General features: G+C 57.5%; 21 protein-coding genes. 15 read left to right on the forward strand and 6 right to left on the reverse strand.

What is annotated here, in order from left to right:
- Window positions 1-136 precede the first annotated feature (136 nt).
- The 3 genes from NQF86_RS00930 to NQF86_RS00940 all read right to left on the reverse strand — a co-directional run bounded on the left by NQF86_RS00930 (window position 137) and on the right by NQF86_RS00940 (window position 3,836).
- The gene (locus NQF86_RS00930; RefSeq protein WP_266115750.1) at window positions 137-1,393 is read right to left on the reverse strand and encodes an NAD(P)/FAD-dependent oxidoreductase; all 1,257 of its coding nucleotides are present in this window, start codon (window positions 1,391-1,393) and stop codon (window positions 137-139) included.
- A gap of 250 nt (window positions 1,394-1,643) precedes the next feature.
- Window positions 1,644-2,879 carry a bifunctional glutamate N-acetyltransferase/amino-acid acetyltransferase ArgJ gene (gene argJ / locus NQF86_RS00935; protein ID WP_266115751.1) on the reverse strand — a complete coding sequence of 412 codons (1,236 nt, stop codon included), beginning with the start codon at window positions 2,877-2,879 and terminating at the stop codon, window positions 1,644-1,646.
- Between the two features lie 3 nt (window positions 2,880-2,882).
- Window positions 2,883-3,836: a peptidylprolyl isomerase gene (locus NQF86_RS00940; RefSeq protein ID WP_266115752.1), complete on the reverse strand. Its 954-nt coding sequence runs from the start codon at window positions 3,834-3,836 to the stop codon at window positions 2,883-2,885.
- 367 nt (window positions 3,837-4,203) lie between these two features.
- Between NQF86_RS00940 and secA the strand changes: the two genes are divergently transcribed.
- The 15 genes from secA (at window position 4,204) to glmM (ending at window position 20,649) form a co-directional block, all read left to right on the forward strand.
- Window positions 4,204-6,858 carry a preprotein translocase subunit SecA gene (secA, locus tag NQF86_RS00945; RefSeq protein ID WP_266115753.1) on the forward strand — a complete coding sequence of 885 codons (2,655 nt, stop codon included), beginning with the start codon at window positions 4,204-4,206 and terminating at the stop codon, window positions 6,856-6,858.
- A gap of 92 nt (window positions 6,859-6,950) precedes the next feature.
- On the forward strand, window positions 6,951-7,700 hold the full coding sequence (locus NQF86_RS00950) for a YebC/PmpR family DNA-binding transcriptional regulator (RefSeq protein ID WP_266115754.1): 750 nt from the start codon (window positions 6,951-6,953) through the stop codon (window positions 7,698-7,700).
- Window positions 7,697-8,203, forward strand: coding sequence for a crossover junction endodeoxyribonuclease RuvC (gene ruvC / locus NQF86_RS00955; RefSeq protein ID WP_266115755.1), 507 nt, complete (start codon window positions 7,697-7,699; stop codon window positions 8,201-8,203). Before NQF86_RS00950 ends, ruvC begins: the two co-directional genes overlap by 4 nt.
- On the forward strand, window positions 8,200-8,835 hold the full coding sequence (gene ruvA / locus NQF86_RS00960; RefSeq protein ID WP_266115756.1) for a Holliday junction branch migration protein RuvA: 636 nt from the start codon (window positions 8,200-8,202) through the stop codon (window positions 8,833-8,835). The genes ruvC and ruvA overlap by 4 nt, the downstream gene beginning before the upstream one ends.
- A 29-nt stretch (window positions 8,836-8,864) precedes the next feature.
- A complete protein-coding gene (ruvB, locus tag NQF86_RS00965; protein ID WP_266115757.1) occupies window positions 8,865-9,914 on the forward strand; it encodes a Holliday junction branch migration DNA helicase RuvB in 1,050 nt (349 codons plus the stop codon).
- 30 nt (window positions 9,915-9,944) lie between these two features.
- Window positions 9,945-10,379, forward strand: coding sequence for a YbgC/FadM family acyl-CoA thioesterase (locus tag NQF86_RS00970; RefSeq protein ID WP_266115758.1), 435 nt, complete (start codon window positions 9,945-9,947; stop codon window positions 10,377-10,379).
- Between the two features lie 124 nt (window positions 10,380-10,503).
- Window positions 10,504-11,235: a protein TolQ gene (gene tolQ, locus NQF86_RS00975; protein ID WP_266115759.1), complete on the forward strand. Its 732-nt coding sequence runs from the start codon at window positions 10,504-10,506 to the stop codon at window positions 11,233-11,235.
- Window positions 11,236-11,240: 5 nt separating this feature from the next.
- On the forward strand, window positions 11,241-11,675 hold the full coding sequence (gene tolR / locus NQF86_RS00980) for a protein TolR (protein WP_266115760.1): 435 nt from the start codon (window positions 11,241-11,243) through the stop codon (window positions 11,673-11,675).
- A 10-nt stretch (window positions 11,676-11,685) separates the two neighbouring features.
- The gene (locus NQF86_RS00985) at window positions 11,686-12,708 is read left to right on the forward strand and encodes an energy transducer TonB (RefSeq protein ID WP_266115761.1); all 1,023 of its coding nucleotides are present in this window, start codon (window positions 11,686-11,688) and stop codon (window positions 12,706-12,708) included.
- 25 nt (window positions 12,709-12,733) lie between these two features.
- A complete protein-coding gene (tolB, locus tag NQF86_RS00990) occupies window positions 12,734-14,098 on the forward strand; it encodes a Tol-Pal system beta propeller repeat protein TolB (RefSeq protein ID WP_266115762.1) in 1,365 nt (454 codons plus the stop codon).
- 151 nt (window positions 14,099-14,249) lie between these two features.
- A complete protein-coding gene (gene pal, locus NQF86_RS00995; RefSeq protein ID WP_266115763.1) occupies window positions 14,250-14,729 on the forward strand; it encodes a peptidoglycan-associated lipoprotein Pal in 480 nt (159 codons plus the stop codon).
- A 130-nt stretch (window positions 14,730-14,859) separates the two neighbouring features.
- A complete protein-coding gene (locus tag NQF86_RS01000) occupies window positions 14,860-15,798 on the forward strand; it encodes a tetratricopeptide repeat protein (RefSeq protein ID WP_266115764.1) in 939 nt (312 codons plus the stop codon).
- Window positions 15,776-17,053, forward strand: a complete 1,278-nt coding sequence (gene tilS / locus NQF86_RS01005; protein ID WP_266115765.1) for a tRNA lysidine(34) synthetase TilS — start codon at window positions 15,776-15,778, stop codon at window positions 17,051-17,053. The genes NQF86_RS01000 and tilS overlap by 23 nt, the downstream gene beginning before the upstream one ends.
- Before the next feature lie 146 nt (window positions 17,054-17,199).
- Window positions 17,200-19,089, forward strand: coding sequence for an ATP-dependent zinc metalloprotease FtsH (gene ftsH, locus NQF86_RS01010; protein ID WP_266115766.1), 1,890 nt, complete (start codon window positions 17,200-17,202; stop codon window positions 19,087-19,089).
- A 189-nt stretch (window positions 19,090-19,278) separates the two neighbouring features.
- Window positions 19,279-20,649 (forward strand): phosphoglucosamine mutase, encoded by a 1,371-nt coding sequence (gene glmM, locus NQF86_RS01015; protein ID WP_266115767.1) that lies wholly within the window; start codon window positions 19,279-19,281, stop codon window positions 20,647-20,649.
- 84 nt (window positions 20,650-20,733) lie between these two features.
- Here the strand turns inward: glmM and NQF86_RS01020 are convergent, their stop codons facing one another.
- The 3 genes from NQF86_RS01020 to NQF86_RS01030 all read right to left on the reverse strand — a co-directional run bounded on the left by NQF86_RS01020 (window position 20,734) and on the right by NQF86_RS01030 (window position 23,693).
- Entirely contained in the window at window positions 20,734-21,486 is a 753-nt protein-coding gene (locus NQF86_RS01020; protein ID WP_266115768.1) for a response regulator transcription factor, read from the reverse strand.
- 504 nt (window positions 21,487-21,990) lie between these two features.
- Window positions 21,991-22,455: a hypothetical protein gene (locus tag NQF86_RS01025; protein WP_266115769.1), complete on the reverse strand. Its 465-nt coding sequence runs from the start codon at window positions 22,453-22,455 to the stop codon at window positions 21,991-21,993.
- The gene (locus tag NQF86_RS01030; protein WP_266115770.1) at window positions 22,455-23,693 is read right to left on the reverse strand and encodes an aminopeptidase; all 1,239 of its coding nucleotides are present in this window, start codon (window positions 23,691-23,693) and stop codon (window positions 22,455-22,457) included. The genes NQF86_RS01025 and NQF86_RS01030 overlap by 1 nt, the downstream gene beginning before the upstream one ends.
- Between the last annotated feature and the right edge of the window lie 7 nt (window positions 23,694-23,700).

Consider the following 23,700-nt stretch of genomic DNA (forward strand, 5'->3'; position numbering starts at 1 on the left):
GGATCATGATGGCATTTCTGCACAGTATAGGGGGTCTGCTGGTTTCTGTCTTGCGATCCATGCAGCCTCCATGAAAAAGCCCCCTTTTACCAGTGGGTATAAGGGGGCTTTTTCGTAAGAATGACGGGAAAACGTCTTATTTCTTTTCGTTCTGTTCCTGTTTGCCGTTCAGGTCCGGGTTATTGGGGCGGAACCGTGCGGCAAGGGCGGCGCAGACTGTGCGGAAGATACCGCTCAGGCCCATCTGATGCTGGCGGAAAAGCCCTTCATGAATGAAGCGGGCCAGCTGAGCACTCAGCCCATGGCCACCAAAGCCTTTTTTGGAAGGCCACATGCCCCATGCATTATAGTCACCCAGAGCCACGACAGAGCCACGGTCGGTATAGACGAATGGCACGGGAGACTTGCCTGAGAGCTGGCGGGGAATGGCAACACGGCCCACATAGCGGCCTTCCTGCCGGGCAGCCTGTGCTGTGGGGGCTGTTGGGTTAACTTCCATACGGGCACAGTCACCGATGGCGTAGATGGAGGGGTCTTTGGTAGTCTGGAGCGTTTCATTAACCATGATCTGCCCGCTGCGGCTCAACTCAAGGTCCTTGAGGAGAGATGTTGCAGCGCAGGCCTTCACACCGGCAGCCCAGATGGGGAAGTCGGAATCAATGCGGCGGCCGTCCTTGAGGGCAATATAGCCGCAACCAACTTCGCTAACCATGCCATTTGTGATGACATCGAAACCAAGTTTCTCCAGCTCGGCTTTGGCTTCTGCAGAAACCTGTTCCGGGAAAGGCGGCAGGAGGCGGTCCTGCGCTTCGATCAATGTCGGTTTCAGCAGCTTGCTGCGGGCGCTCGGGCCAAGGCCGGGCGTATTGTCGATGGCCTGACAGAGCTCAGCGGCCAGCTGCACACCCGTTGCACCACCGCCCACGATGCTCATATTGACGGGCTTGTTGGTCAGCTGTGCCCGCTCGATGAGAGAGCGGAAGCGGCTGTGAATGGTGTTGGCATCGGCCAGAGTATTGAGGAAAAGGCAGTTTTCCTTTGCCCCCGGCGTACCGAAATCGTTAGCGCAGGCACCCAGCGCCACAATAAGCAGATCGTAATTCAGGACCTGCCCATTTTCCAGATTTAGGGTCTTGGTGACCGTGTCGATGGTGTCCATCGTGCTCTGGATGAAGGAGAAACCGAAGCGTTTGGCGAGTTCATTGAACGCAAACAGGTTGCCCTTCTGGCCGATCGTGCCGGATGCCAGCTCATGCAGCACCGGCTTCCAGATATGAACGGCGTTCTGGTCGATCAGAGTGATCTTGACGTGCGGGTTGTGGCTCAGTTGGGTTGCGGCTTCCAGTCCGCCAACACCACCTCCCAGAATGACGACATGTTTTTTTGCGGACATGAACCGTTCCTCGTTTTTCTGACATGACAGGCGCAAGCAGGACGCGCAGCAGAGTCGTGCTGTAGCTGCCCATATCGGTATATACAAGCCCCGTCATGGTAATCGGTATGGTTTTCTGCTGTATGGCGGGGCGCTGTCGGTAAAGTGAAGGTTGGTTTTTGGATAACCATATGAAAACAGGCCCTTCCAGCTCCCTTTCAGGGCAGGAAGGGCCTGTACCCGGTGTGGCAGGAAAACGCCTTATCCGGGGTTAGCTCCGATAAGAGCCGTTTATGTCGATGTAACCATGGGTCAGGTCGCAGGTCCAAACACTGGCACAACCATGGTTGAGACCAAGATCAGCCGTGATCGTGATTTCCTGCTGGCGCATGTAGGCATCCAGAGCTTCGACATCATGCTCCTTCACACCGCCCTTGCTGGCAACCCAATGGTCCCCAATGGCGATGGAAAGGCGGTCTCTATCGGCAGGTTCACCACTTTTGCCAACAGCCATGACGATGCGTCCCCAGTTGGCGTCTTCCCCAGCGATGGCGGTTTTCACCAGCGGGGAGTTGGCGATGGCCATGGCGATCCGGCGGGCCGATTCATCGCTCTGGGCACCCTGCACATCCACGCGGATCAGCTTGGTAGCACCTTCGCCATCACGCACGACCAGCAGGGCCAGCTCATGGAGCAGGTCCTTCAGCGCTGCCCGGAACTCTGCCAGAGCAGAATCCTCGTGGCTGCTGATTTCATCATGCTTGGCCTGCCCTGTTGCAAAGAGCATCAGCATGTCAGACGTGGATGTGTCAGAATCAACCGTGATGGAGTTGAAGCTCGGTCCGACACCTTCTTCCAGCAGGGCCTGAAGCACAGGCTGGGGCAGGGTGGCATCGGTGGCGACATAGGCCAGCATCGTGGCCATGTCCGGCGCAACCATGCCTGACCCTTTGGCGATACCCTGAATGCAGACGGTTGTATTGCCAATCGTCACTTCACGGCGGGCGGCCTTGGGGAAGGTATCCGTGGTCATGATGGCACGAGCGGCATCTTCCCACTTGTCGTCATGTAGCCCCTCAATGGCGGCTGGCAGAGCGGCAAGAATCTTCTTGTAGGGAAGTGTCTCGCCAATCACACCTGTGGAGGCAAGGAAGACATCCTCAACCGGGCAGCCGAGCTGATGGGCGACTTCACCGGCGCAGGCCACTACGGCTTCTTCCCCGGCACGACCCGTGAAGACATTCGCATTGCCTGAATTGACCAGCAGCGCCCGTGCATTGGGTGTGCTGGCAAGCGCACGGCGACACCAGGGGATAGGAGCGCCGGGGCAGAGATTGCGGGTGAACACACCCGCAGCTGTCGTACCGGGAGCGAACTCGACCAGCATGAGGTCGGTCCGTCCCTGATAGCGGATGTTGGCTTCCACACCACTGAGCCGCACCCCGGCAATCGAGGTCAGCTTAGGCAGAGAGAGTGCCAGCGGGGAGCGGGGATATGGCTTGGCCATGGCTCAGTGTGCTGCCTCTGCTGGTGCGGCGGCAGGAGCCGGAGCGCTGGTGATGGGCTGACCCTTGGCATCGTAATGAACGATGTGAGCCTGCTTCTCGGCAGCTTCCACAACCTTGCGGACTTCCTGACGGATCAGATCACGGCGGATCTGGTCACGCACCTGCTCAAAGCTCGGCACCGGAGCTGTGCGGGTGCCCAGAACCTGAATCACATGCCAGCCATACTGGGTATGGACGGGCTTCTGGGTGATGCTACCGGACTTCATGGCGAAAGCAGCATTGGAGAAGTCGGGGATCATGTCACCACGCTTGAACCAGCCCAGATCACCGCCGTTTGTTCCACCAGAAGCCTTATCTGTGGAGAGACGGCTGGCCAGCTTGGCGAAGTCTGCACCCTTGTTCAGCTGGCGGATGATGCTCTGTGCCTTGGCTTCGCTGTCCACGAGGATGTGGCGGGCGTGCACTTCTTCCTCAGGTTTCTTGGACGCATAATGCTCCTGATAATAGGCCTTCAGGGCATCATCCGTCAGCTTCGGAGCAACCTGTTCCTCCAGATAGGCGTTCTGGAGCACATTGTTGGCAGCGGCTTCCATGGCGGCCTTGACGGCAGGCTTGTTGGCAAGACCTTCCTTGTCGGCCTGAATCTGGATGGCCTTCTGGTCAATGAGCTGATTGATCAGCAGCGGAATGATGACGGAAGGCTGAAGCTGGCGGGCTTCTGGCGGCAGAGTGGCAGCAGCATGCTGTACATCGCCCAGAGTGATCTTCTGGTCATTCACGGTGGCCAGCAGCATGTTCGGGTCTGCGGCGGGTTTTGCCTGCGGCTGCGCTGCGGGCTGTGCAGAAGCTGGAGCATCGGCAGCCACGGCCTTTGCGGTCAGCGAGGAGGAGAAACCCCCGATAAGGGCTGTGCACAGTAGAAGGGAGCGGGAGAGCCGCATGAAAGACCTCGTCATTGTTGCGATCTGTTAAAACTCAGCCCATTTACCATGACAAAGCCTGCTTTTTACCGCAAGGGTATTACTGTAGGAAAGGCGAAGTATTTCCTATCTTTTATGTCATTTTCCCTGTGGGAGTAGCGCTGTGTGCTTCCATTACAGTTTCAGGGATGGTCCCGGCGAGGCTGGCGGGGTGTAAAAAAGCGGAGAATGGCGCTGCATGAGGGAGGTGAAAGGGGCTTTTTCATTGACCATGATGGCGCAGCCCCTTATGTCGTGCATATATGAAAAGCGTTGTGACCATCCGTAGCAGGTGTCTTCTGGCCTTTCCTGAGGAGAGAAGAAGGCATGTTGGCCGCTGATGGCAAAATTTTCAGGGTAACCCATGCTTTCACGCCTTGCTCGCGCCCTTTTTGGCCACTCTAACGACCGCTCACTCAAGAAGTATCAGCGGCGTGTGCCGGAGATCAATGCTCTGGAGCCGCAGGTGCAGGCTCTCACGGATGATGAACTGAAAGGCAAGACGGCAGAGTTTCGGCAGCGTCTGGCTGACGGGGCTTCTCTGGATGACCTGCTGAATGAGGCTTTTGCCGTCTGTCGTGAGGCGTCACGCCGTGTGCTGGGTATGCGTCACTTTGACGTGCAGCTCATCGGCGGCATGGTGCTGCATGATGGTCGCATCGCCGAGATGCGGACGGGTGAAGGGAAAACCCTTGTCGGTACGCTGGCTGTCTACCTGAATGCGTTGACAGGCAAGGGCGTGCATGTTGTTACCGTCAACGATTATCTGGCCAAGCGTGACGCTGAGGAGATGTCACGCCTCTATGGCTTTCTTGGTCTGACCACGGGTGTCATCATTCCGAACCTGACAGATGACCAGCGCCGTGCTGCCTATGGTGCGGATATCACCTACGGAACCAACAATGAGTTCGGTTTCGATTATCTGCGGGACAACATGAAATATTCGCTGGAGGAAATGGTCCAGCGTGCTTTCAGCTTTGCCATCGTGGATGAGGTGGACAGCATCCTGATTGATGAGGCCCGCACACCGCTCATCATTTCCGGTCCTGCGGATGACAGTTCTGACCTTTACCGTCATGTGGATGCCGTCATCCTTGATCTCATCAAGGAGCCGGATGTCTTCGAGAAGGACGAGAAGCTGCGCACCGTCACGCTGACGGAAAAGGGATCAGACCGTGTCGAGGAGCTCCTCCAGCAGGCTGGTTTGCTGCATGAGGGGGGGCTGTACGACCTGCATAATGTGTCTGTTGTTCATCATGTTCAGCAGTCTCTGCGGGCGCAGGTCCTGTTCACGAAGGACGTGGACTATATCGTCCGTGACGGCAAGGTCATGCTGATTGACGAGTTCACGGGGCGTATGATGGACGGCCGCCGTTATTCGGACGGTCTTCATCAGGCGCTGGAAGCCAAGGAAGGCGTGGAAATCCAGCAGGAAAACCAGACGCTGGCTTCCATTACCTTCCAGAATTATTTCCGTCTTTACCCCAAGCTGGCTGGTATGACCGGCACAGCCATGACTGAAGCGGATGAGTTCGCCGAGATTTACAATCTTCAGGTCGTGGAGATTCCGACAAATCTGCCCGTGCGCCGTAAGGATGCGGATGATGAGGTCTATCTCACGGCGGAAGAAAAATATGAGGCCGTGGCAGAGCTTGTCCGCAAGGTACATGAGACGGGTCAGCCCATCCTTGTCGGTACGGCCTCCATTGAGCAGAGTGAAGTGCTGTCTCATCTGCTGCGGCAGAAGCGCATTCCGCATAATGTGCTGAATGCCCGTCATCACGAGCGTGAGGCGAGCATCATTGCACAGGCTGGTGCACCGGGGGCTATCACCATCGCCACGAACATGGCGGGCCGTGGAACGGACATCAAGCTCGGTGGTAATGTCGAGATGCTTGTGGCCGAGAAGACTGCCGGTATCGTTGATGAAGCCGAACGGGCCGCTGTTGAGGAAAAAGTCCGTGCACAGGTGGCCGCTGATCACAAGAAGGTGCATGAGCTTGGCGGGCTGTATGTTATCGGGACCGAGCGGCATGAGAGCCGCCGGGTGGATAACCAGCTTCGTGGCCGTTCTGGCCGTCAGGGTGACCCGGGTAATTCCCGTTTCTTCCTCTCCCTTCAGGATGATCTGATTCGCATCTTCGGGTCGGACCGTATGGGGGCGATGATGCAGAAGATGGGCCTGAAGCGTGGCGAGGCTATCGTGCATCCGTGGCTGAACCGGGCGCTGGAAAAGGCTCAGAAGAAGGTCGAAGCCCGTAACTTCGACATGCGCAAGAATACGCTGAAATATGACGATGTCATGAATGCTCAGCGTAAGGAAGTTTATGCGCAGCGCCGTGAGTATATGGCTTCTACCGATCTTTCAGGCGTCATCGCTGAGATGCGGGGGAAGGTGATCGAGGAGCTGGTTCACGCCCATATTCCTGAGAATTCCTTTGTTGAGGCATGGGATGTGGATGGTCTGGCCAAGGAGCTGTACCGTGTTCTGAATCTGGACATGCCGATCTCTGACTGGGCGCAGGAAGACGGTATGGATGAGGAACATCTGATCGACCGTATTGAGGACACAGCTACGAAGGCCCATGCGGCCCGCTCTGCTGGTGTTGGCCCGGACATGATGCGGCTGATCGAAAAGCACATCCTGCTGACATCGTTTGATGCTGCTTGGAAAGAGCATCTGCATGGGCTGGACCAGATGCGTCAGGGGATCGGCCTGCGGGCTTATGCTCAGCGTGACCCGCTGAATGAGTACAAGCAGGAAGCCTTCCAGATGTTCACCTATATGCTGGAAGACCTGCGGATGCGTGTCGTGCAGTCCATTGCTCACGTTCAGCCTGTCAGCGAGGCCCCTACTATGCCGCAGACCCCTACGGGCCTGATGGAGGAGGGGCCATCTGACGAGGAGGCTCTGGATACTGCCACGCTGGCCCGCTGGCTGAATGAGGTGCCTCGTAACGCACCGTGCCCTTGCGGGTCCGGGCAGAAGTTCAAGCACTGTCACGGCAGGATGATTTAAGAAGGAGGCCGCCTTTTCCGGGCGGCTTTCTGGCGCACGCTGCTGGTGCATGGGATATAGACGTTCAACGTTTTGTAGGAGAAGTAAGGTCCATGGCAGGACATTCACAATTTAAGAACATCATGCACCGCAAAGGGGCGCAGGATGCCAAGCGTGCCAAGCAGTTTGCCAAGGTCATCCGTGAGATCACGGTGGCAACACGGTCCGGTATGCCAGACCCGGCCATGAACCCCCGCCTGCGTGCCGCTATCACGGCAGCCCGTGAAGTCAACATGCCTAAGGATACGGTCGAGCGTGCCATCAAGAAGGCCAGCGGCGCCGGTGGTGGTGAAGATTATGTGGCCGTCCGTTATGAGGGCTACGGCCCGGCTGGCGTGGCCATCATCATCGAAGGTCTGACGGATAATCGTAACCGTACGGCTTCCGAAGTCCGGGCGGCATTCTCCAAGCATGGCGGGTCCATGGGGGAAACCAATTCCGTGTCTTTCGGCTTCGACCATATCGGTGTCATCACCTATCCGCTGGATGCGGCATCCGAGGATGACATGCTGGAAGCTGCCATCGAGGCCGGTGCCGACAATGTGGAAACCACAGAAGACGGTCATGAGATCACCACGGCCATGGAAGCTCTGATGAGCGTGCGTGATGCGCTTGAAGGCCGCTTCGGTGAGCCCCGTTCTGCCAAGCTGGACTGGCGTCCGCAGACGACCGTAACACTGGATGAAGATCAGGCCCGTTCTGTCCTCAAGCTGATTGATGTGTTTGAGGAAAATGATGACGTGCAGTCTGTCTACGCCAATTTCGACATCCCTGACGATGTGGCCGAGGCGCTGGCAGCTTGATCCGTCTTATGGGGATCGACCCCGGCCTGCGTTTCATGGGCTGGGGTATCGTGGATGTGGAGGGGAACCGCCTGCGCCATGTTGCTGATGGCGTTCTGGCGACCCAGAGCGGTGATGATGTTCCCCGCCGCCTCTGCGATCTTCATGAAGGGCTGATGAAGCTCATTCGTCAGTATGGTCCCACAGAGGCCGCCGTTGAGGAAACTTATGTGAACCGCAACGGCTCCTCCACGCTCAAGCTGGGTTATGCCCGTGGTGTGGCCCTTCTTGTGCCGGCCCTCGCTGGGCTGAGCGTGCATGAATATGGAGCCATGGCGGTGAAACGCTCGGTGGTGGGCACGGGTGCAGCCACCAAGGAGCAGGTCACGATGATGGTTCGCCGTCTTTTGCCGGGGGCGGAAGTCAAAAGGGCGGATGCGTCCGATGCGCTGGCGATTGCCATCTGCCATGCCCATCATCGGGCAAGTGCGCAGCATGTGGCGACAGGAGTACGCATGGCATGATTGGACAGCTGACCGGCCTTGTCTCCCATATTGAAGGGGATCACTGCCTCATTGATGTGAATGGGGTAGGGTATGTCGTGTCAGCCTCCAGCCATACGCTGGGGCTTCTGCCACGCCCGCCAGAACTAGCCCGTGTGCTGGTGGAAACCATCGTGCGGGAAGATGCCATCCAGCTCTTTGGCTTTGCCGAGGCCGATGAACAGGCATGGTTTCGCCTTCTCACAACTGTTCAGGGTGTTGGTAACCGTGTGGCTCTGGCCATTCTTTCTGCCAGCCGTCCCAGCCTGCTCTGGCAGGCCGTGCATGCCGAGGATAAGACGGCCTTCACGCAGGCTGCCGGGGTTGGTCCCAAGCTGGCGACCCGCCTTCTGACAGAACTGAAGGGCAAGGTCGCTAAAATGCCTGCCCCAGCCAGTATGAGCGGGCAGAATCTCACTGCTGTGAGTGGTGCTGCCAGCAAAGGCAGCACCCACAGCACGGAAGGGTTGGAGCAGGATGCGCTCATGGCGCTGGAAGGGTTGGGCTTCCGCCGTGCTGAAAGCTGGCCCATTGTTAACCGGATCATCGGAGAAAATGCAGGTGAGGGGCTGGATGTCATCATCCGGCTTGCCCTGAAGGAACTGGCCCGGTAGGCAAAGGGTAGAGGGAAAGAGCAGGGCCGATGAACCAGTTTGTACCAGAGACACCTCTTGGCCGTGCGCCGGAGACGGACGCTACACGTCAGCCTGAGGATGTGGCGGATGTCAGCCTGCGCCCGCAGACACTGGCCGATTTTACGGGTCAGAAAGCCAGCCGTGAAAATCTGTCCATCTTCATCGAGGCAGCCCGTAAGCGGGGTGATGCTCTTGATCATGTCCTGCTGCACGGCCCGCCGGGGCTGGGCAAGACGACTCTCGCTCAGATTGTCGCCCGTGAGCTTGGTGTGGGTTTTCGGGCTACATCAGGGCCGGTGATTCAGAGAGCGGGCGATTTGGCCGCTATTCTGACGAATCTTCAGCCTCGTGACGTGCTGTTCATTGATGAAATTCATCGTCTCCAGCCAGCGATTGAAGAAATTCTTTATCCGGCTATGGAAGATTTCCAGCTCGATCTCGTTATTGGTGAAGGACCGGCGGCTCGCTCGGTGCGGATCGATCTGGCTCCCTTCACGCTTGTGGCGGCAACGACACGCTCCGGCCTGCTGGCAACACCGTTGCGGGACAGGTTTGGTATTCCGTTGCGTCTGGTATTTTACACACCGGAAGAATTGCGCCGGATCGTCAGCCGTGGGGCGGAGAAGCTTGGCATGGCTCTGACGGATGAAGGTGCCGAGGAGATCGCCCGCCGCTCCCGTGGGACACCCCGTATTGCGGGACGTCTGCTGCGCCGTGTGCGGGATTTTGCTCTCGTGGCAAAGAAGCATGTGGTGGATCGGACGCTGGCCGATGCCGCCCTTTCCCGACTGGAGGTGGATAGTCACGGCCTTGATGCGATGGACAGGCGCTATCTGCGCCGCATTGCCGAACATCACCGTGGTGGCCCCGTAGGGGTGGAGACTCTGGCGGCAGCTCTGGCAGAGGCCCGTGATACATTGGAAGATGTCGTGGAGCCGTATCTGATTCAGGAAGGGCTGATTCTGAGGACATCACGGGGGCGGATGCTGGGCGAACCGGGCTGGCGTTACCTCGGCCTCACGCCACCCTCGGACGATCTGGCGCCGCGATTTCTGTAAGGCCAGCCCCGGTAAGCGAAGGAGAGCGACATGGCGGCACATCATTGCCAGTTTCGTATCTATTATGAGGATACGGATGCTGGAGGCATTGTCTATCATGCCCGCTATCTGGGATTTGCCGAACGGGCAAGGGCTGAGGCTCTGCGCTCTCAGGGGCTTAATGTCGGGGAGTTGTCTGAGCGGGACGGGATCGTTTTTGTCGTCCGTCAGTTGGGCATCCGCTATCATGCGCCCCTGCGGCTGGATGAGATGATGGATGTGGAGACGGTGCTTCTTCAGGCGGCTGGAGCCCGGCTGAAGCTGCGACAGGTCATCACCAATATCTCCCGTGGCGGGCAGAAAGCCGTAGTGATAGAGGTGGAACTGGCCTGCCTGAAACTGGAAGGCATGGTTCCGATGCGTTTGCCATCTTTCTGTCAGGAAAGGCTGGCAGGACTGGCGATTGAGGACCCTTCGCCCGTCTGACAGAAGATTAAACATTAAGATGTTTGCTGTTTCTGCTTCCTGTGCCATTGAAAAAGAAGCATCCTGCTGCAACATGGGCAGTAGTCCTTTAGTGAACCGACTATAGAAAACAGGAGAAAGCGGAGTGGATCAGGCTGTGAATTCGAGTGCCCTGGGTGCTGCTGGGGCGGCGGGGCTGTCGCCTCTCCATCTGTTCCTGAACGCTTCGCTTGTCGTGCAGCTGGTCATGATCGGGCTGGTGCTGTGCAGTATTTTCGTCTGGGCCATCATTCTGGAGAAAGTGCTCCTCCTGCGCCGTGTGAACAGGGAAGCTACCGCTTTTGAGGATCGTTTCTGGTCCGGTGGTTCTCTTGATGATCTTTACGATAGTGAGGGCGCCCGTCCTGTTCATCCTATGGCGGCCGTTTTTGGTGCGGCAATGGGGGAATGGCGGCGTTCATCCCGTATTGCGGGAATCGATGTGATCCATGGCGGGACATCCGCCCGCATCGACCGTGCCATTGGTATTACGGTGGCCCGTGAGACGGATCGGCTGAGCCGTTACATCGTTCTGCTGGCGACTATCGGGCCTGTGGCTCCGTTTGTCGGGCTGTTCGGTACGGTCTGGGGGATCATGCATGCCTTCAGCTCTATTGCCTCCATGCATAATACGAATCTTTCTGTTGTGGCTCCCGGTATTTCTGAGGCCCTTTTTGCAACGGCTATCGGTCTGATTACAGCTATCCCTGCCTATGTGGCCTATAACCTCATCAGCCGCAGTGTGGATCATTTCGCCGAGCGGATGGAAGGTTTTGGTACCGAGTTCGCTGCCATTCTGTCCCGTCAGTCTGAAGAACGTGGCAGCGGGAGAGGCTGAGCATCATGGAGGTTTCATCACGCAGAGGGCGGGGCAGAGGCAGACGCACCAGCCCGGAAGCGAACATCAACGTGACCCCGCTGGTGGATGTGATGCTGGTGCTGCTCATCATCTTCATGGTGACAGCCCCCATGCTGACCAGCGGCGTGAATGTTGACCTGCCACAGACAAGCGCCAAGCCGGTCAATTCAGATGACAAGCCCATCACGGTCTCCATCAAGAGCGATGGCAGCCTGTATCTGGGGGATGATCCTGTCAGTGCGGATGAACTCGTGACGCATCTGCGGCAGCTGGCAAGTGATGATTCCGGTCGCCGTATTTTCGTGCGGGCGGATGCCCATATTGATTATGGCAAGGTGATGAGCACGATGGGGCAGATCACGGCTGGCGGCTTTACGCATGTTGCCCTGCTGGCGCAGCAGCCACAGGGCGGTCAGTAAGGAGACCTGTGTGAGTTTCTCCGCATCATCGCCTTTTGATGAGATTCCGCCGCCTTACCGGCGGCGGGAGCAGAGCCAGTCCGGGCTGGTTACGGGGGGTATTGCACTCTCCCTGCTGCTGCATGGCGGTGTGCTGGGATTTCTTCTCTGGCACCCGCAGCCCCCTTTGCCAGAACCAAAACCGGAGGAAACGGTTGCCGTGGTGTATGAAGCCACAGGTGGGGCGCATCCAGCGGCAAAGTCGGCTCATAAGGCAGATGTTCCTGCGCCCCATGCTCCGGTAGAGGCCAAAGCACCACCTGCTCCCAAACCACCAAAGCCTCAGCCCGTTGAGCCGCCTCCACCGGCTCCGCCGCCGCCTCGCCCTGTGCAGGCTGCTCCGCAGCCTTCGCATGTCGCTGTGAAGACGCCTGTGCAGCAGCGTGCTCCTGTGCAGGAAAAGGGTGAGGTGAGTGAGCAGGCCAAGCCGAAACCGGAGCCTGTGCATAAACAGGCGCAGGTGAAAGCGCCAGATCGCAAGGTGGAGAAGCCGCCCGTCAAGCCGCAGGTTTCTCACACCGAGCAGCAGCATGATGCTAAGAAGACTCAGGAAGACAGTCACTCCCTTCTGGCGACATTGGATGAATATCGCAGTCAGGAGAAACAGGAGCATCCACCCAAGGCCACGCCTAATCAGGCGCAGGGTGGGGCCCCTCGTGGTGGTGGTCGCCCGGACGGTGATACGGGGGCCCTGACAAGTGGCGAGCAGAACGCCATCGGGTCTTCCGTTCAGCGTTGTTATCAGGAAGATACTCTGGCACGAAATTATCAGAGTTTCTCCGCCCGCATGATGGTGACGGTGGATGCGTCCGGTGAGGCTCGTATGGTCACATTTTTGCCTGAAACTCGTGCCCGTATGGCGGCGGACCCGGCTTATCGGGTACAGGCCGAGCGGGCGAGGGATGCCGTGTTGAGTCCGACCTGTTCCCGTTTGCCTGTGCCGAAGCGCATGTTGGGGCAGGTGCGGCAGTTCCGTTTTCTGTTCAAGCCCTGAGGCTGGATTTATCTGAGGTTATTGCATGTCGTTTTTTTCTGATACCGAAGCCGGGTTCCTCCAGAAGCATCTGTCACGCCGTTCCCTGCTTGGTGGGGCTGCGGCGGGTGGCGTGCTTGTCACGCCATTGGGTCTTCTTGGGAGCAGCAGGGCGTGGGCGGAGAGTGCTCCAGCGGAGATTACAGTGGCTGGTGCCCATCAGGCCCCGATTCCTATCGTGATTCCAGATTTCGGGCCGGGTCTGGGGAATCAGATTTCTGGTGTGATTTCTGCCGACCTTTCCAGTACAGGGCTGTTTCAGGTAATGAGCGGGACGGTTCCAGCCTCCGCTCAACCGGATTTCTCAGCTCTGAAAAGCCGTGGGGCTCGTGTGGCCGTGGCAGGCAGTGCAGCCGGTTCCGACAAGGTGCGGGTGGAAATGCGCCTGTGGGATGTCGTGGCTGGCCAGCAGATGGAAGGTCGGGCTTATACGGCCTCTCAGAGCAACTGGCGCCGTATTGCTCATATTATTGCCGATTCCATCTATAAGCGCCTGCTGGGTGAAGAAGGGTATTTTGATACCCGTATTGCCTATATTTCCCGGACAGGCCCACGGCGGCATCAGTCCACCCGTTTGGCCATCATGGATCAGGATGGGGCGAATGCGCACATGCTGACCAATGGCAACTGGCTGACGCTGGAGCCCCGCTTCAGCCCGATCAGTGAGAAGCTGGCTTTCCTGTCCTACGCCAACAACCGCCCCCGTGTGTATGTGTATGATCTCAATTCGGGGCAGCAGACTATTCTGGGGACGTTCGAGGGTATTTCTTTTGCGCCTCGTTTCTCTCCGGATGGGCGGAGCATTATTCTCTCTGCCACAACCAAGGATGGCGGGGCAGACCTGTATCTGATTGATCTGGCAACACAGCAGCGCCGCCGTCTGACATCAGCTCCGGGCGTGATTGATACCAGCCCGTGCTTCAGCCCGGATGGCCAGAGCATTGTTTTCAACTCCGATCGTGGCGGTTCTCCGCAGCTTTATGTGATGAGCGCCAATGGCGGTAATGCGCACCGTATTTCTTACGGCAGCGGTCATTATGGTTCGCCAGTATGGTCACCACGGGGCGATCAGATTGCCTTCGTCCGCATTGGTTCTGGTGGGTTCACTCTTGGCGTGATGGGGCCGGATGGTGTTGGTGAGCGTTCTCTGACACAGGGCTTCACGGTGGAGAGCCCAAGCTTTGCACCGAATGGTCGTGCTCTGGCCTTCTGCCGTCAGAACGCTGCCGGAGCTGGTGGGGCTGGTTTCTCCTCCAATGTGGCTGTGATTGATGTGGCGGGCTTTAATGAGCACATCATCCCGACTTCGACCGGAGCCTCTGACCCTGCATGGTCGCCACTGCGGCGCTAAGCACAGGAAACCATTTTGAAACCATGGAAGTGTATGTGCTTCCATGGTTTTAGTGGTCTGTATGGCCACTATCTGTCTTTCCTCGTCTGCGTCTTGCAGGTGGGTGAAAATATCCCCATTTATGGGGTGCATCTTTTTGCAGGAGATTGTCATGAAGTTGAAGATGTTCGCTGTGCTGGGCATGTGCGCCCTGGCCGCCTGTAGTGGTAACCACAAGAACCACGATAATAATGGCGATGGCCAGAACATGCAGCAGGTCAATCAGGGCCCTGTTCCGGGGAGTGAGGCTGACCTGGTCGCTACAGCCGGGGACCGTGTTTACTTTGAGCTGAACAAGAACCAGCTCAACAGTGAAGGCCGTGCTACGCTGGACAAGCAGGCCGAGTGGCTGGCTCGTTACCCGCAGGTCAATATTCTCGTGGCTGGTAACTGTGACGACCGTGGCACGGAAGAATACAACATTGCTCTGGGCCAGCGCCGCGCCAACGCTGCCCGTGAATATCTGGAAGCTAAAGGCGTTGCTCCGTCCCGTATCATGACGATCTCCTACGGTAAGGACCGGCCGACAGCTGATGGTGACACACCGGAGGCATGGGCACAGAACCGTAACGCTATTACGTCTGTCCGCTGAGGCAGACCCGGTTCCGGGAAGCCTGTAGAAGGGGTGGATGAGCCCCTTCGGGAGAAGTCGGGCCGGTTGATAAAACCGGCCTGATTTTTTTTATGTGCGAGTATAGCCTGTCCATTGGGAGATGAAGATCATGCGTCATTATGCTTGGCCTGTTCCGGGGCCTGTTTCAGCGATTCTGAAAGGGGCTCTGGGGGTTGTCCTGCTTTCCTGCACGGCCATCGTGGCTTCAGGCCCCGCATGGGCGGATGATGGCCTGTCCCGTGAAGCCATTATGAAGCAGCATCAGGCACTGGCCCGGCAGCATGATGGCGGTGACGAGGTGTTCAGTGATTCTGATGGGCAGGGCGATAGCGTATCCAGCTCCTCATCATTGGCACCGCCTGTTGCTTCATCTTCATCAGATGGAAGCCGGTCCGTGTCTTCTTCTGGCCGGAGTGGGGGCGATCTGGTGGCCAATCTTCTGGAGCGTGTTAATGCTCTGGAAGGGCAGGTGCGGGAAATGCACGGCCAGATGGAGCAGATGAGCAATCAGCTACGTCAGGATGAGGCCAATACCAGCAAGCAGCTCGGAGACATGCAGTTTGCCCTTGAGAATGGCCATCATACGGCAGCTCGTGCCGTCGAGGCAGCGCCAGCACCAGCTGCTGCGGCAACATCTTCTGCCGAACCAGCAGCGGCACCCCATACGGCCGCCGATGCTTTGCAGGCTGGTCGTGCTGCGTTGAAGTCTCATCAGTATGAAACGGCGGAGTCAGAAGCCCGTCAGGCTCTGAAACAGAGTAAGACAGGCTGGAGCCGGACAGAAGCCCAGTATCTTTTGGCGCAGTCTCTGGCGGGCCAGAAAGCCTATAAGAATGCGGCTCTGGCCTATTATGATGTGTATAGCCATTCTCCGGATTCCCCCCGTGCGCCAGAGGCTCTGGTCGGCGTGTCGGCATCCATGCTGGCACTGGGCAACAAGACGGCGGCCTGTGAGGCTTTGCAGCGGCTGCATAAGGAGTTCCCCAATGCATCTGCACGTGTGAAATCGTCTGAGCAGATTTTCCGTGAGCGAGCCAGCTGTCATTAAGGAGCAGAGTTTAGAAGCCGCACCCGTCACGGATGGCGAGTTTGCGGCCTTCATGGCACGGCTGGAGCCTGTGGGGCCAGATGATGCGACTCATCCGGTCTGCGTGGCGGTATCGGGTGGTGGTGATTCCATGGCGCTGGCCGTGCTGGCGAGGCGCTGGCGGCGGAACATTCTGGCGCTTGTGGTGGATCACGCACTGCGCTCTGAATCAGCCGAAGAAGCAGCACTGACCTGTCGCCGACTGGCCGCTCTGGATATTCCAGCCCGTCAGTTGACGTTGGGTACGATGAAGCCCGGTGGCCTTCAGGAACGGGCACGGGATGCACGGTTTGAGGCACTGGAGGCGGCCTGTGTAGCGGCGGGATCATCCAGTCTTCTGGTAGCCCATCATGAGGCTGATCAGGAAGAAACGCTCTGGATGCGGCAGGAGCGGGGCAGTGGGCCTCGTGGGTTATGTGGCATGGCAGGGCGGGCCATAAGAGGGCGTATTGTGCTCCTGCGTCCCTTGTTGACTGTGCGCCCGGAGCGTCTGCGGGCCACGCTGCGTCAGGCCGGTGTGGCGTGGTGTGAGGATCCTTCCAACCAGAATCGCCGTTTTCGCCGTGTCGCTGTTCGGCAGGACCTGACGGCTGATGAGCGGCAGCAGATGCATGTTCTCAGAAAGGCTGCCTGTACGGCCCAACAGTCTGATGAGCAGCATTTGGCGGCCCTGCTGGCACGCTGGAGTGAATGGCAACCGGAAGGCTGGGTGAAGCTGTCTTCCGGAATCAGGCAGGAAGCCTTGCGAGATGAGTTACTGGGGCGTCTGATTCGTCTTGTAGGGGGGCAGGATTATATGCCGAACCGGCAGGCCGTTGCGGCCTTGTGGCAGGCTGAGCATGGTGCTCTTGGGCGGGCCTGTCTGGCGCCGCTGCGGGGGCGGGAAACAGGCTGGATGCTCTATCGTGAGGCCCGGAATCTGGATGACAGAGCACCGGCGCAGAAAGGGCAGCGCTGGGATGGTCGCTGGCGGTATCTGGGGCCTGAGCGTCCCGAATGTGTGATTGCGGCTCTGGGGCAGAAGAAGGCCCGTCTTTTACGGGCGGGGCGTGATGTGTCTGCGTGTGTTCTGCCTGCTCTGCCTGCCCTTTGGAGAGGGGATGATGTCGTGGCCGTGCCAGAGGATAGCCGGGGGCTTTGTGATGATCTCCCCCGTGTGCCGTTTGTCTGGGATAGCGGCGCGCCCTTGACAGGCGAACGGAGCTGGAAAGGATGAAATCGGCTTAATAAATGGGACAAAATGAGGGTTTTTCTCTCATTCCCGCCTGCCGGGGGTAGGAACGCCGCCAGAAATACTTATCTTGAAGATACGATATGGCACAGGCTGTGCTTGTGCGCTCCGTTTTGTGAGGTTTTTTTGAGATGAACAACATTGGCCGTAATGTTGCGATCTGGGTGATTATCGTCCTGGCGGCCATTGGGGTGCTGGCAGCATTCCAGCCGGGGGGCAGCCATCAGGCTGTTCAAAAGATCGCCTATTCCGACTTTGTGCATGATGTCGAACGCCATGAGGTCCGTTCTGTTGCCATTCGGGAACAGAATATCTCTGGTGTGTTGACCAATGGCACATCGTTCGAGACTTATGCCCCGTCTGATCCGACAATGGTGTCCCGTCTGACAGAGGCTGGCGTGGAGGTCACAGCCCATCCGCCGCAGAATGATGACAACCCCATTCTTCGTTACATCGCTGCTTACCTGCCGATCATTTTGATGGTCGGTCTGGGCTTCATGCTGTTCCGTCAGATGCAGAATGGCGGTGCGGGTCGAGGTGCCATGAGCTTCGGCAAGTCCCGTGCCAAGATGATGGTGGAGAAGAAAGGCCGTGTCACTTTTGCGGACGTGGCCGGTGTGGAGGAATCCAAGGAAGAACTCGTGGAGATTGTGGACTTCCTCAAGGACCCGCAGAAATATACCCGCTTGGGCGGTAAGATTCCCAAGGGTGTGCTGCTGGTCGGCCCTCCCGGTACAGGTAAGACCCTGCTGGCCCGTGCTGTAGCGGGTGAAGCTAATGTGCCGTTCTTCAGCGTGTCCGGTTCCGACTTCGTGGAAATGTTCGTGGGTGTCGGTGCATCCCGTGTCCGTGACATGTTTGAGCAGGGCAAGAAGAATGCCCCCTGCATCATCTTCATTGATGAGATTGACGCCGTAGGCCGTCAGCGTGGCGCTGGCATGGGCGGCGGCAATGATGAGCGCGAGCAGACACTGAACCAGATGCTCGTGGAGATGGATGGTTTTGACAGTAATGAGGGTGTCATCCTCATTGCCGCAACCAACCGTCCTGATGTGTTGGACCGTGCTTTGCTGCGTCCCGGCCGTTTTGACCGTCAGGTTGTCGTGCCCAATCCTGACGTGAAGGGGCGGGAGAAGATTCTTCAGGTTCACATGAAGAAGCTGCCCCTGTCTTCTGACGTCAATCCGAAGGTGATCGCTCGTGGAACGGTCGGTTTCTCCGGGGCGGAGCTGGCCAATCTGGTTAATGAGGCTGCCCTGTTTGCTGCCCGTCTGGGCCTGAAGACGGTCAGCATGGCGCAGTTTGATGAGGCTCGTGACAAGGTGATGATGGGGGCAGAACGCCGGTCGGCCGTCATTGATGATGCCGAGAAGAAGATGACGGCCTATCACGAGGCCGCTCACGCTCTGGCGACCTATTTCAGCCCTAGTTCCGATCCTATCCATAAGGCAACGATTGTTCCACGTGGTCAGGCTCTGGGGATGGTGCAGCCTTTGCCAGAGAAGGATAATCTTGCTTACAGGCGTCAGTGGTGCTTCTCCAAGATCGTGACCTATATGGGCGGTCGCATTGGGGAAGAAGTCATCTTCGGTCATGATGAGGTCAGTGCCGGGGCATCTGGCGACATTCAGGGGGCAACCAGCATTGCCCGCCATATGGTCACGAAATGGGGCATGAGCGACAAGCTCGGCATGATGGATTATGCGGATGCGGAGAACATCTCTGGCATGACGGCCCGTGAGGTCGATCAGGAAGTCCGCAAGATTCTGGATGAGGCTTACGCCACCTGCCGTCACATCATCCTGACCCATATGGATGCCCTGCATCGTGTGGCTCAGGCCCTGCTGGAATATGAGACGCTGACGGGCGAGGAAATCGGACGTCTCATCCGTGACGAGCCTCTTGGCCGGACGGATGATGACGATCAGTCCTTCAGTGGCCGCAGGCCGTCCGTGCCATCTTCTGGTGGGGCTGTGGCTCCTGCGGGAAGTGGCATGACACCAACAGCTGGAACAGTCTGAAGTTACAGATTGATGGTCTTGTGAGAGAACGGGCGCATGGTAACAGGCCATGCGCCCGTTCTTGTTATGAACTGCTTGCGTATCCGGGGGATGGCTGGCATTTCAGGGAGCATCCATAGTGTAACGGACAGGGCTGTTCTGTCGGATATTAATAAAACAGACAGATTTAAGGTAAGATGGAGGGACTATATGGCACATAAACGGATGTTTTTCGGAACTGATGGAATCCGTGGCACGGCCAATACAGTTCCCATGACCGTTGAAATTGCTCAGAAGCTGGGGCAGGCAGCGGGGCTTTATTTCTGTCGGCAGGATGAGGCCGGGCGTAAGCACCGGCACACAGTCGTGCTTGGCAAGGACACACGTTTGTCTGGTTACATGATTGAGTGTGCCTTGGTATCCGGCTTTCTCTCTGCTGGGGTGGATGTTGTCCTGCTGGGGCCGCTACCGACCCCTGCCGTAGCGTTTCTGACACGGTCCCTTCGGGCTGATCTGGGTGTCATGATTTCTGCTTCCCACAATCCCTTTACGGATAACGGGATCAAGCTGTTCGGTCCTGATGGCTTTAAGCTGTCCGATGCTGTGGAAGAAGAAATTGAGGCCCTCATGGCGGAAGACCTCAGCGGGCAGTTGGCCCCGCCTGCCGCTATAGGGCGGGCCTCCCGCCTGAATGATGCGGCAGGCCGGTATATCGAGAGTGTCAAATCGTCTTTCCCTCGTGGGTTGCGGCTGGATGGGCTGAAGATCGTTCTCGACTGTGCTCATGGCTCTGCCTACCGTGTGGCACCGGCGGCCTTGTGGGAGCTGGGGGCAGAGGTCATTACCATAGGAGCCTCGCCGGATGGGCTGAATATCAATGATGGTGTTGGTTCCACTCACCCGCAGGCTCTGTGTGAGGCTGTGCGCACTCATGGGGCAGATTGTGGCATTGCTCTTGATGGGGATGCAGACCGTGTTCTGATTGCCAATGAGCGGGGCGAACTGGTTGATGGAGACCAGATATTGGCCCTTATTGCCACGCTGTGGAAACGGATGGACTGGCTGAACGGTACGGAAGTTGTCGCCACGGTCATGTCCAATATCGGGTTGGAGAAATATCTGGAGACACAGGGGCTGAGCCTGTATCGTACGGCGGTGGGTGACCGCTATGTGGTGGAGCGTATGCGTCAAACGGGCGGTAATCTGGGTGGGGAGCAGTCGGGCCATATGGTGCTGTCCGACTACGCCACGACCGGGGACGGTCTTCTGGCTGCTCTGCAGGTTCTGGCCGTCATGGTGGAAACGAGGAAACCGGCCAGCGAGTTGTGTCATCTTTTCGATCCCTACCCGCAGACACTGAAGAATGTCCCCTATAAAGGGGCAAACCCTATGAAGCACCCGGCCCTTGCAGAGATTGTGCAGTGGGCAGAGGAACGGCTGGCCGGGCGGGGGCGTCTTGTACTGCGTGCCAGCGGCACGGAACCGCTGATTCGTGTGATGGTGGAAGCACAGGATGACGCTCTGGTGGTGGAAGTTGTGGACCGGGTGAGCGCCCATATTCAGACGCTGGCTGCGGAATAAGAGCGTTTTACGGTTATGAAAGTAGAAAGACCGGACAGCATCTGCTGCCCGGTCTTTTTTCTGTGCCTTGGGGAAGGCGGTGTTTCAGCCAGCCTGACGCATGGGGACGGATGCGCCTTCAGGGAAGGGCTGTGCCACGGAGTGGCTGTTGGGAATGGACGCCGCTGCCGGGTCCTGAAGGATATAGCCACGACCCCAGACGGTTGTGATCATATGTTCAGCCCCGAAGCGCTGTAGCTTGCGGCGCAGCTTGCAGATGAACACATCAATGATCTTCATCTCCGGCTCATCAATGCCACCATAGAGGTGGTTCAGGAACATGTCCTTGGTCAGCACGGCACCCTTGCGGAGCAGCAGGAGCTCCAGAATGGAGTATTCTTTGCTGGTCAGGTGCAGGAAGTGACCATTAACGCTGACCATCCGGCTTTCAAGGTCCAGCTCTAGTGGGCCAACCCGCAGGCGTGGCTCGGAGATGCCATAGGCACGGCGGGTCAGGGCCTGGATGCGGGCCTGTGCTTCGCTCATGTCGAACGGCTTGGTGACATAGTCATCGGCACCGGCGGAGAAGGCAGCAACTTTCACCTGAGACTCTGTCCGGGCAGAAAGCACCATGACGGGGGTGGAAATCCGGGACCGCCGCAGCTGACGGATGAGCTCCTCACCGGGCAGGTCAGACAGGTTCAGCTCGGTGATAAAGAGATCATAGTCGTAATGCTTGAACATGTTGAGGGCTTCATCAGCTGTCTTCACATGGTCGACCGCATAAGAGGACTTCCCCAGTACTTTTACCAGGTGGCCTACAGTGACACTATCGCTGTCAGCGATGAGGATGCGCATAATTCCAACTCCCTTGAACTGGTTGTATTATGGGATGCTATTTCAAGAAAATGCAACCATTGATTGTTGTCTGATTGTTTTCACAACTAAAGCCTTGGTTATTCCTGCGGTTCGTCTGAGGCATTTTTATGGTGAGCGGGTGATTTTTTGGTGTCAGACTTTGATTTATATAGAGTTGATAGTGAGATATATTCGTGAATTATCTGGATATTAATCTTCTACTTTTAAGAAATAATTTTGTATTTAAAGTTATTAAGATAATTAAAATTGATTTCTGTAATCAATTTTAAGAATAATGCTAAATTAAAGGGTGATCGCTACAGAATTAACCTATCCTGTTTCTGGGATATTTCATTTCACTATTGGAAATCTATATAACGATTATTGCTTGGAAAAATTTCCCATATATTAATGGGAGCGTTTTTATCCTGTTTTCAGGAAAAAGAAGGCCACGATTCAGTATTTCGAATCGTGGCCTGTCTGATTTTGTCTATGCGGGTAGGGTCAGGCCAGCCCGCTCTCGGTTCCGCTGGAGGCCAGAAGCTGCGTGATCTGCTCTGGCGTGCCGATCAGGGCGCAGGCGACAGGATGAGTCTTATCTGCCACAAGAACGATGTGTGTTTCCGGTGAGCTGGGGAACAGATCCGTCTCGACCGTGAAAACAGAAGCATCCTGCTTCTTCTGTGTCTCTGCCTCACGGGCGGCTTCGCTGAGAAGGCGGGTGCTGATGCGCTCCAATGCGGGGAGCAGGCGGCTGGCGGTCTGTTCCTCCGTCTCGGCCGGACCGCCCTCGCTACCATCGGCAGGGCGGCGGTGATAGGTGATCAGCTCATTCCAGCCCGCACGGGTCAGAAAGCTGGGAATGCCCGTTTCCGGCGTGTCTCTCTCGGCCCGCAGGATGAGGCCATTCTGGGCCAGAGAGAGAATATCCAGCTTCGGCAGGCGGGTTGGATCAAGCGTGATGGCCATCAGACCCATTCACCAGAACGCATGAGCGGCGTGCGCTGGCCATCTTTCAGCCCGTCAATATCGATTTTATCGGAGCCGATCATCCAGTCGATATGAATGATGGAATGGTTAGCGCCACGGGCGATCAGTTCGTCTTCACTCAGCCCGTCAGGGTCGGCCATGCATTTCGTATAGGCCTGACCCAGAGCGATGTGGCAGGCGGCGTTCTCATCAAACAGGGTGTTCTGATATAGGATGCCACTCTGGGAGATGGGGGAGGAATGCGGCACGAGGGCAACCTCACCAATGCGGCGGGCACCTTCGTCACTGTCCAGAATCCGGTTCAGTACATCTTCGCTCTTGCTGGCATGGGCTTCCACAATGCGGCCCTTCTCAAAGCGGACCTGAATCCCGTCAATGAGTGAGCCCTGATGGAAAAGGGGCTTTGTGCTGGAGACGGTCCCTTCCACACGGGCACAGTGCGGTGTGGTGAAGACTTCTTCCGTTGGAATGTTCGGGTTGCAGACCACGCCATTTCTGGCTTCCTCAGAGCCACCGGCCCAGAGATGTCCGTCAGCCAGCCCGACCGTTAGGTCTGTTCCCGGCCCGGTGAAGTGCAGGGCATCAAAGCGGCGGTCATTCAGCATGGCGGCACGGGCATGGAGGGTCTTGTTATGCTCAGCCCATGCAGCAACCGGATCAGCCGTAGTGACACGGGAGGCATGGAAGATGCCGTTCCACAGAGCCTTCAGGGCTTCATCTTCTGGCAGGTCAGGGAAAACCTGCTGCGCCCATGCCGGAGTGGCGCAGGCGATGATGTTCCAGTTGATGTCAAAATTGGTGATGCGCTCCATGGCGGGGCGATAGGCCGCAGAATTGGCCCGGCTGACACGGGAGATATGATCCGGATTCTGATCTTTCAGCAGGGTCGGGTTGCCGCCTGTGATGGCCATGCGGGCAGCACCTTTACCGAAGGCCTCGGCCATGCCTCTGGCCATCCAGTCCGCCGCCGTGTCGAAACCGTCTTCATGACCATGAATGAATCGGGCCAGCGTGGTTTCATCATCCTGATACAGGGTCGTGACCAGAGAGGCTCCAGCCCTGTAGGCATGGGCCGTGATGTGCCGGATGAGGGGTACAGCCTCCAGCCCCGCCGTGATGATGAGCTGCTGGCCGGGTCTGATGTTCAGCCCTGTGCGGACGGAGACTTCGGCCAGACGGTCCAGAAGCTGCTCATGTGTGAAAGATGATGTGGGCATGGTTTAT

The organism is Bombella pluederhausensis (assembly GCF_026385525.1).
Lineage (GTDB): Bacteria > Pseudomonadota > Alphaproteobacteria > Acetobacterales > Acetobacteraceae > Bombella > Bombella pluederhausensis.

What these genes read in the sequence shown, in the direction of transcription:
- NQF86_RS00930 (WP_266115750.1), bottom strand. Translation starts at nt 1,393, where the DNA reads ATGTCCGCAAAAAAACATGTCGTCATTCTGGGAGGTGGTGTTGGCGGA.
- argJ (WP_266115751.1), bottom strand. Translation starts at nt 2,879, where the DNA reads ATGGCCAAGCCATATCCCCGCTCCCCGCTGGCACTCTCTCTGCCTAAG.
- NQF86_RS00940 (WP_266115752.1), bottom strand. Translation starts at nt 3,836, where the DNA reads ATGACGAGGTCTTTCATGCGGCTCTCCCGCTCCCTTCTACTGTGCACA.
- secA (WP_266115753.1), top strand. Translation starts at nt 4,204, where the DNA reads ATGCTTTCACGCCTTGCTCGCGCCCTTTTTGGCCACTCTAACGACCGC.
- NQF86_RS00950 (WP_266115754.1), top strand. Translation starts at nt 6,951, where the DNA reads ATGGCAGGACATTCACAATTTAAGAACATCATGCACCGCAAAGGGGCG.
- ruvA (WP_266115756.1), top strand. Translation starts at nt 8,200, where the DNA reads ATGATTGGACAGCTGACCGGCCTTGTCTCCCATATTGAAGGGGATCAC.
- ruvB (WP_266115757.1), top strand. Translation starts at nt 8,865, where the DNA reads ATGAACCAGTTTGTACCAGAGACACCTCTTGGCCGTGCGCCGGAGACG.
- NQF86_RS00970 (WP_266115758.1), top strand. Translation starts at nt 9,945, where the DNA reads ATGGCGGCACATCATTGCCAGTTTCGTATCTATTATGAGGATACGGAT.
- tolR (WP_266115760.1), top strand. Translation starts at nt 11,241, where the DNA reads ATGGAGGTTTCATCACGCAGAGGGCGGGGCAGAGGCAGACGCACCAGC.
- tolB (WP_266115762.1), top strand. Translation starts at nt 12,734, where the DNA reads ATGTCGTTTTTTTCTGATACCGAAGCCGGGTTCCTCCAGAAGCATCTG.
- pal (WP_266115763.1), top strand. Translation starts at nt 14,250, where the DNA reads ATGAAGTTGAAGATGTTCGCTGTGCTGGGCATGTGCGCCCTGGCCGCC.
- NQF86_RS01000 (WP_266115764.1), top strand. Translation starts at nt 14,860, where the DNA reads ATGCGTCATTATGCTTGGCCTGTTCCGGGGCCTGTTTCAGCGATTCTG.
- ftsH (WP_266115766.1), top strand. Translation starts at nt 17,200, where the DNA reads ATGAACAACATTGGCCGTAATGTTGCGATCTGGGTGATTATCGTCCTG.
- glmM (WP_266115767.1), top strand. Translation starts at nt 19,279, where the DNA reads ATGGCACATAAACGGATGTTTTTCGGAACTGATGGAATCCGTGGCACG.
- NQF86_RS01020 (WP_266115768.1), bottom strand. Translation starts at nt 21,486, where the DNA reads ATGCGCATCCTCATCGCTGACAGCGATAGTGTCACTGTAGGCCACCTG.
- NQF86_RS01025 (WP_266115769.1), bottom strand. Translation starts at nt 22,455, where the DNA reads ATGGCCATCACGCTTGATCCAACCCGCCTGCCGAAGCTGGATATTCTC.
- NQF86_RS01030 (WP_266115770.1), bottom strand. Translation starts at nt 23,693, where the DNA reads ATGCCCACATCATCTTTCACACATGAGCAGCTTCTGGACCGTCTGGCC.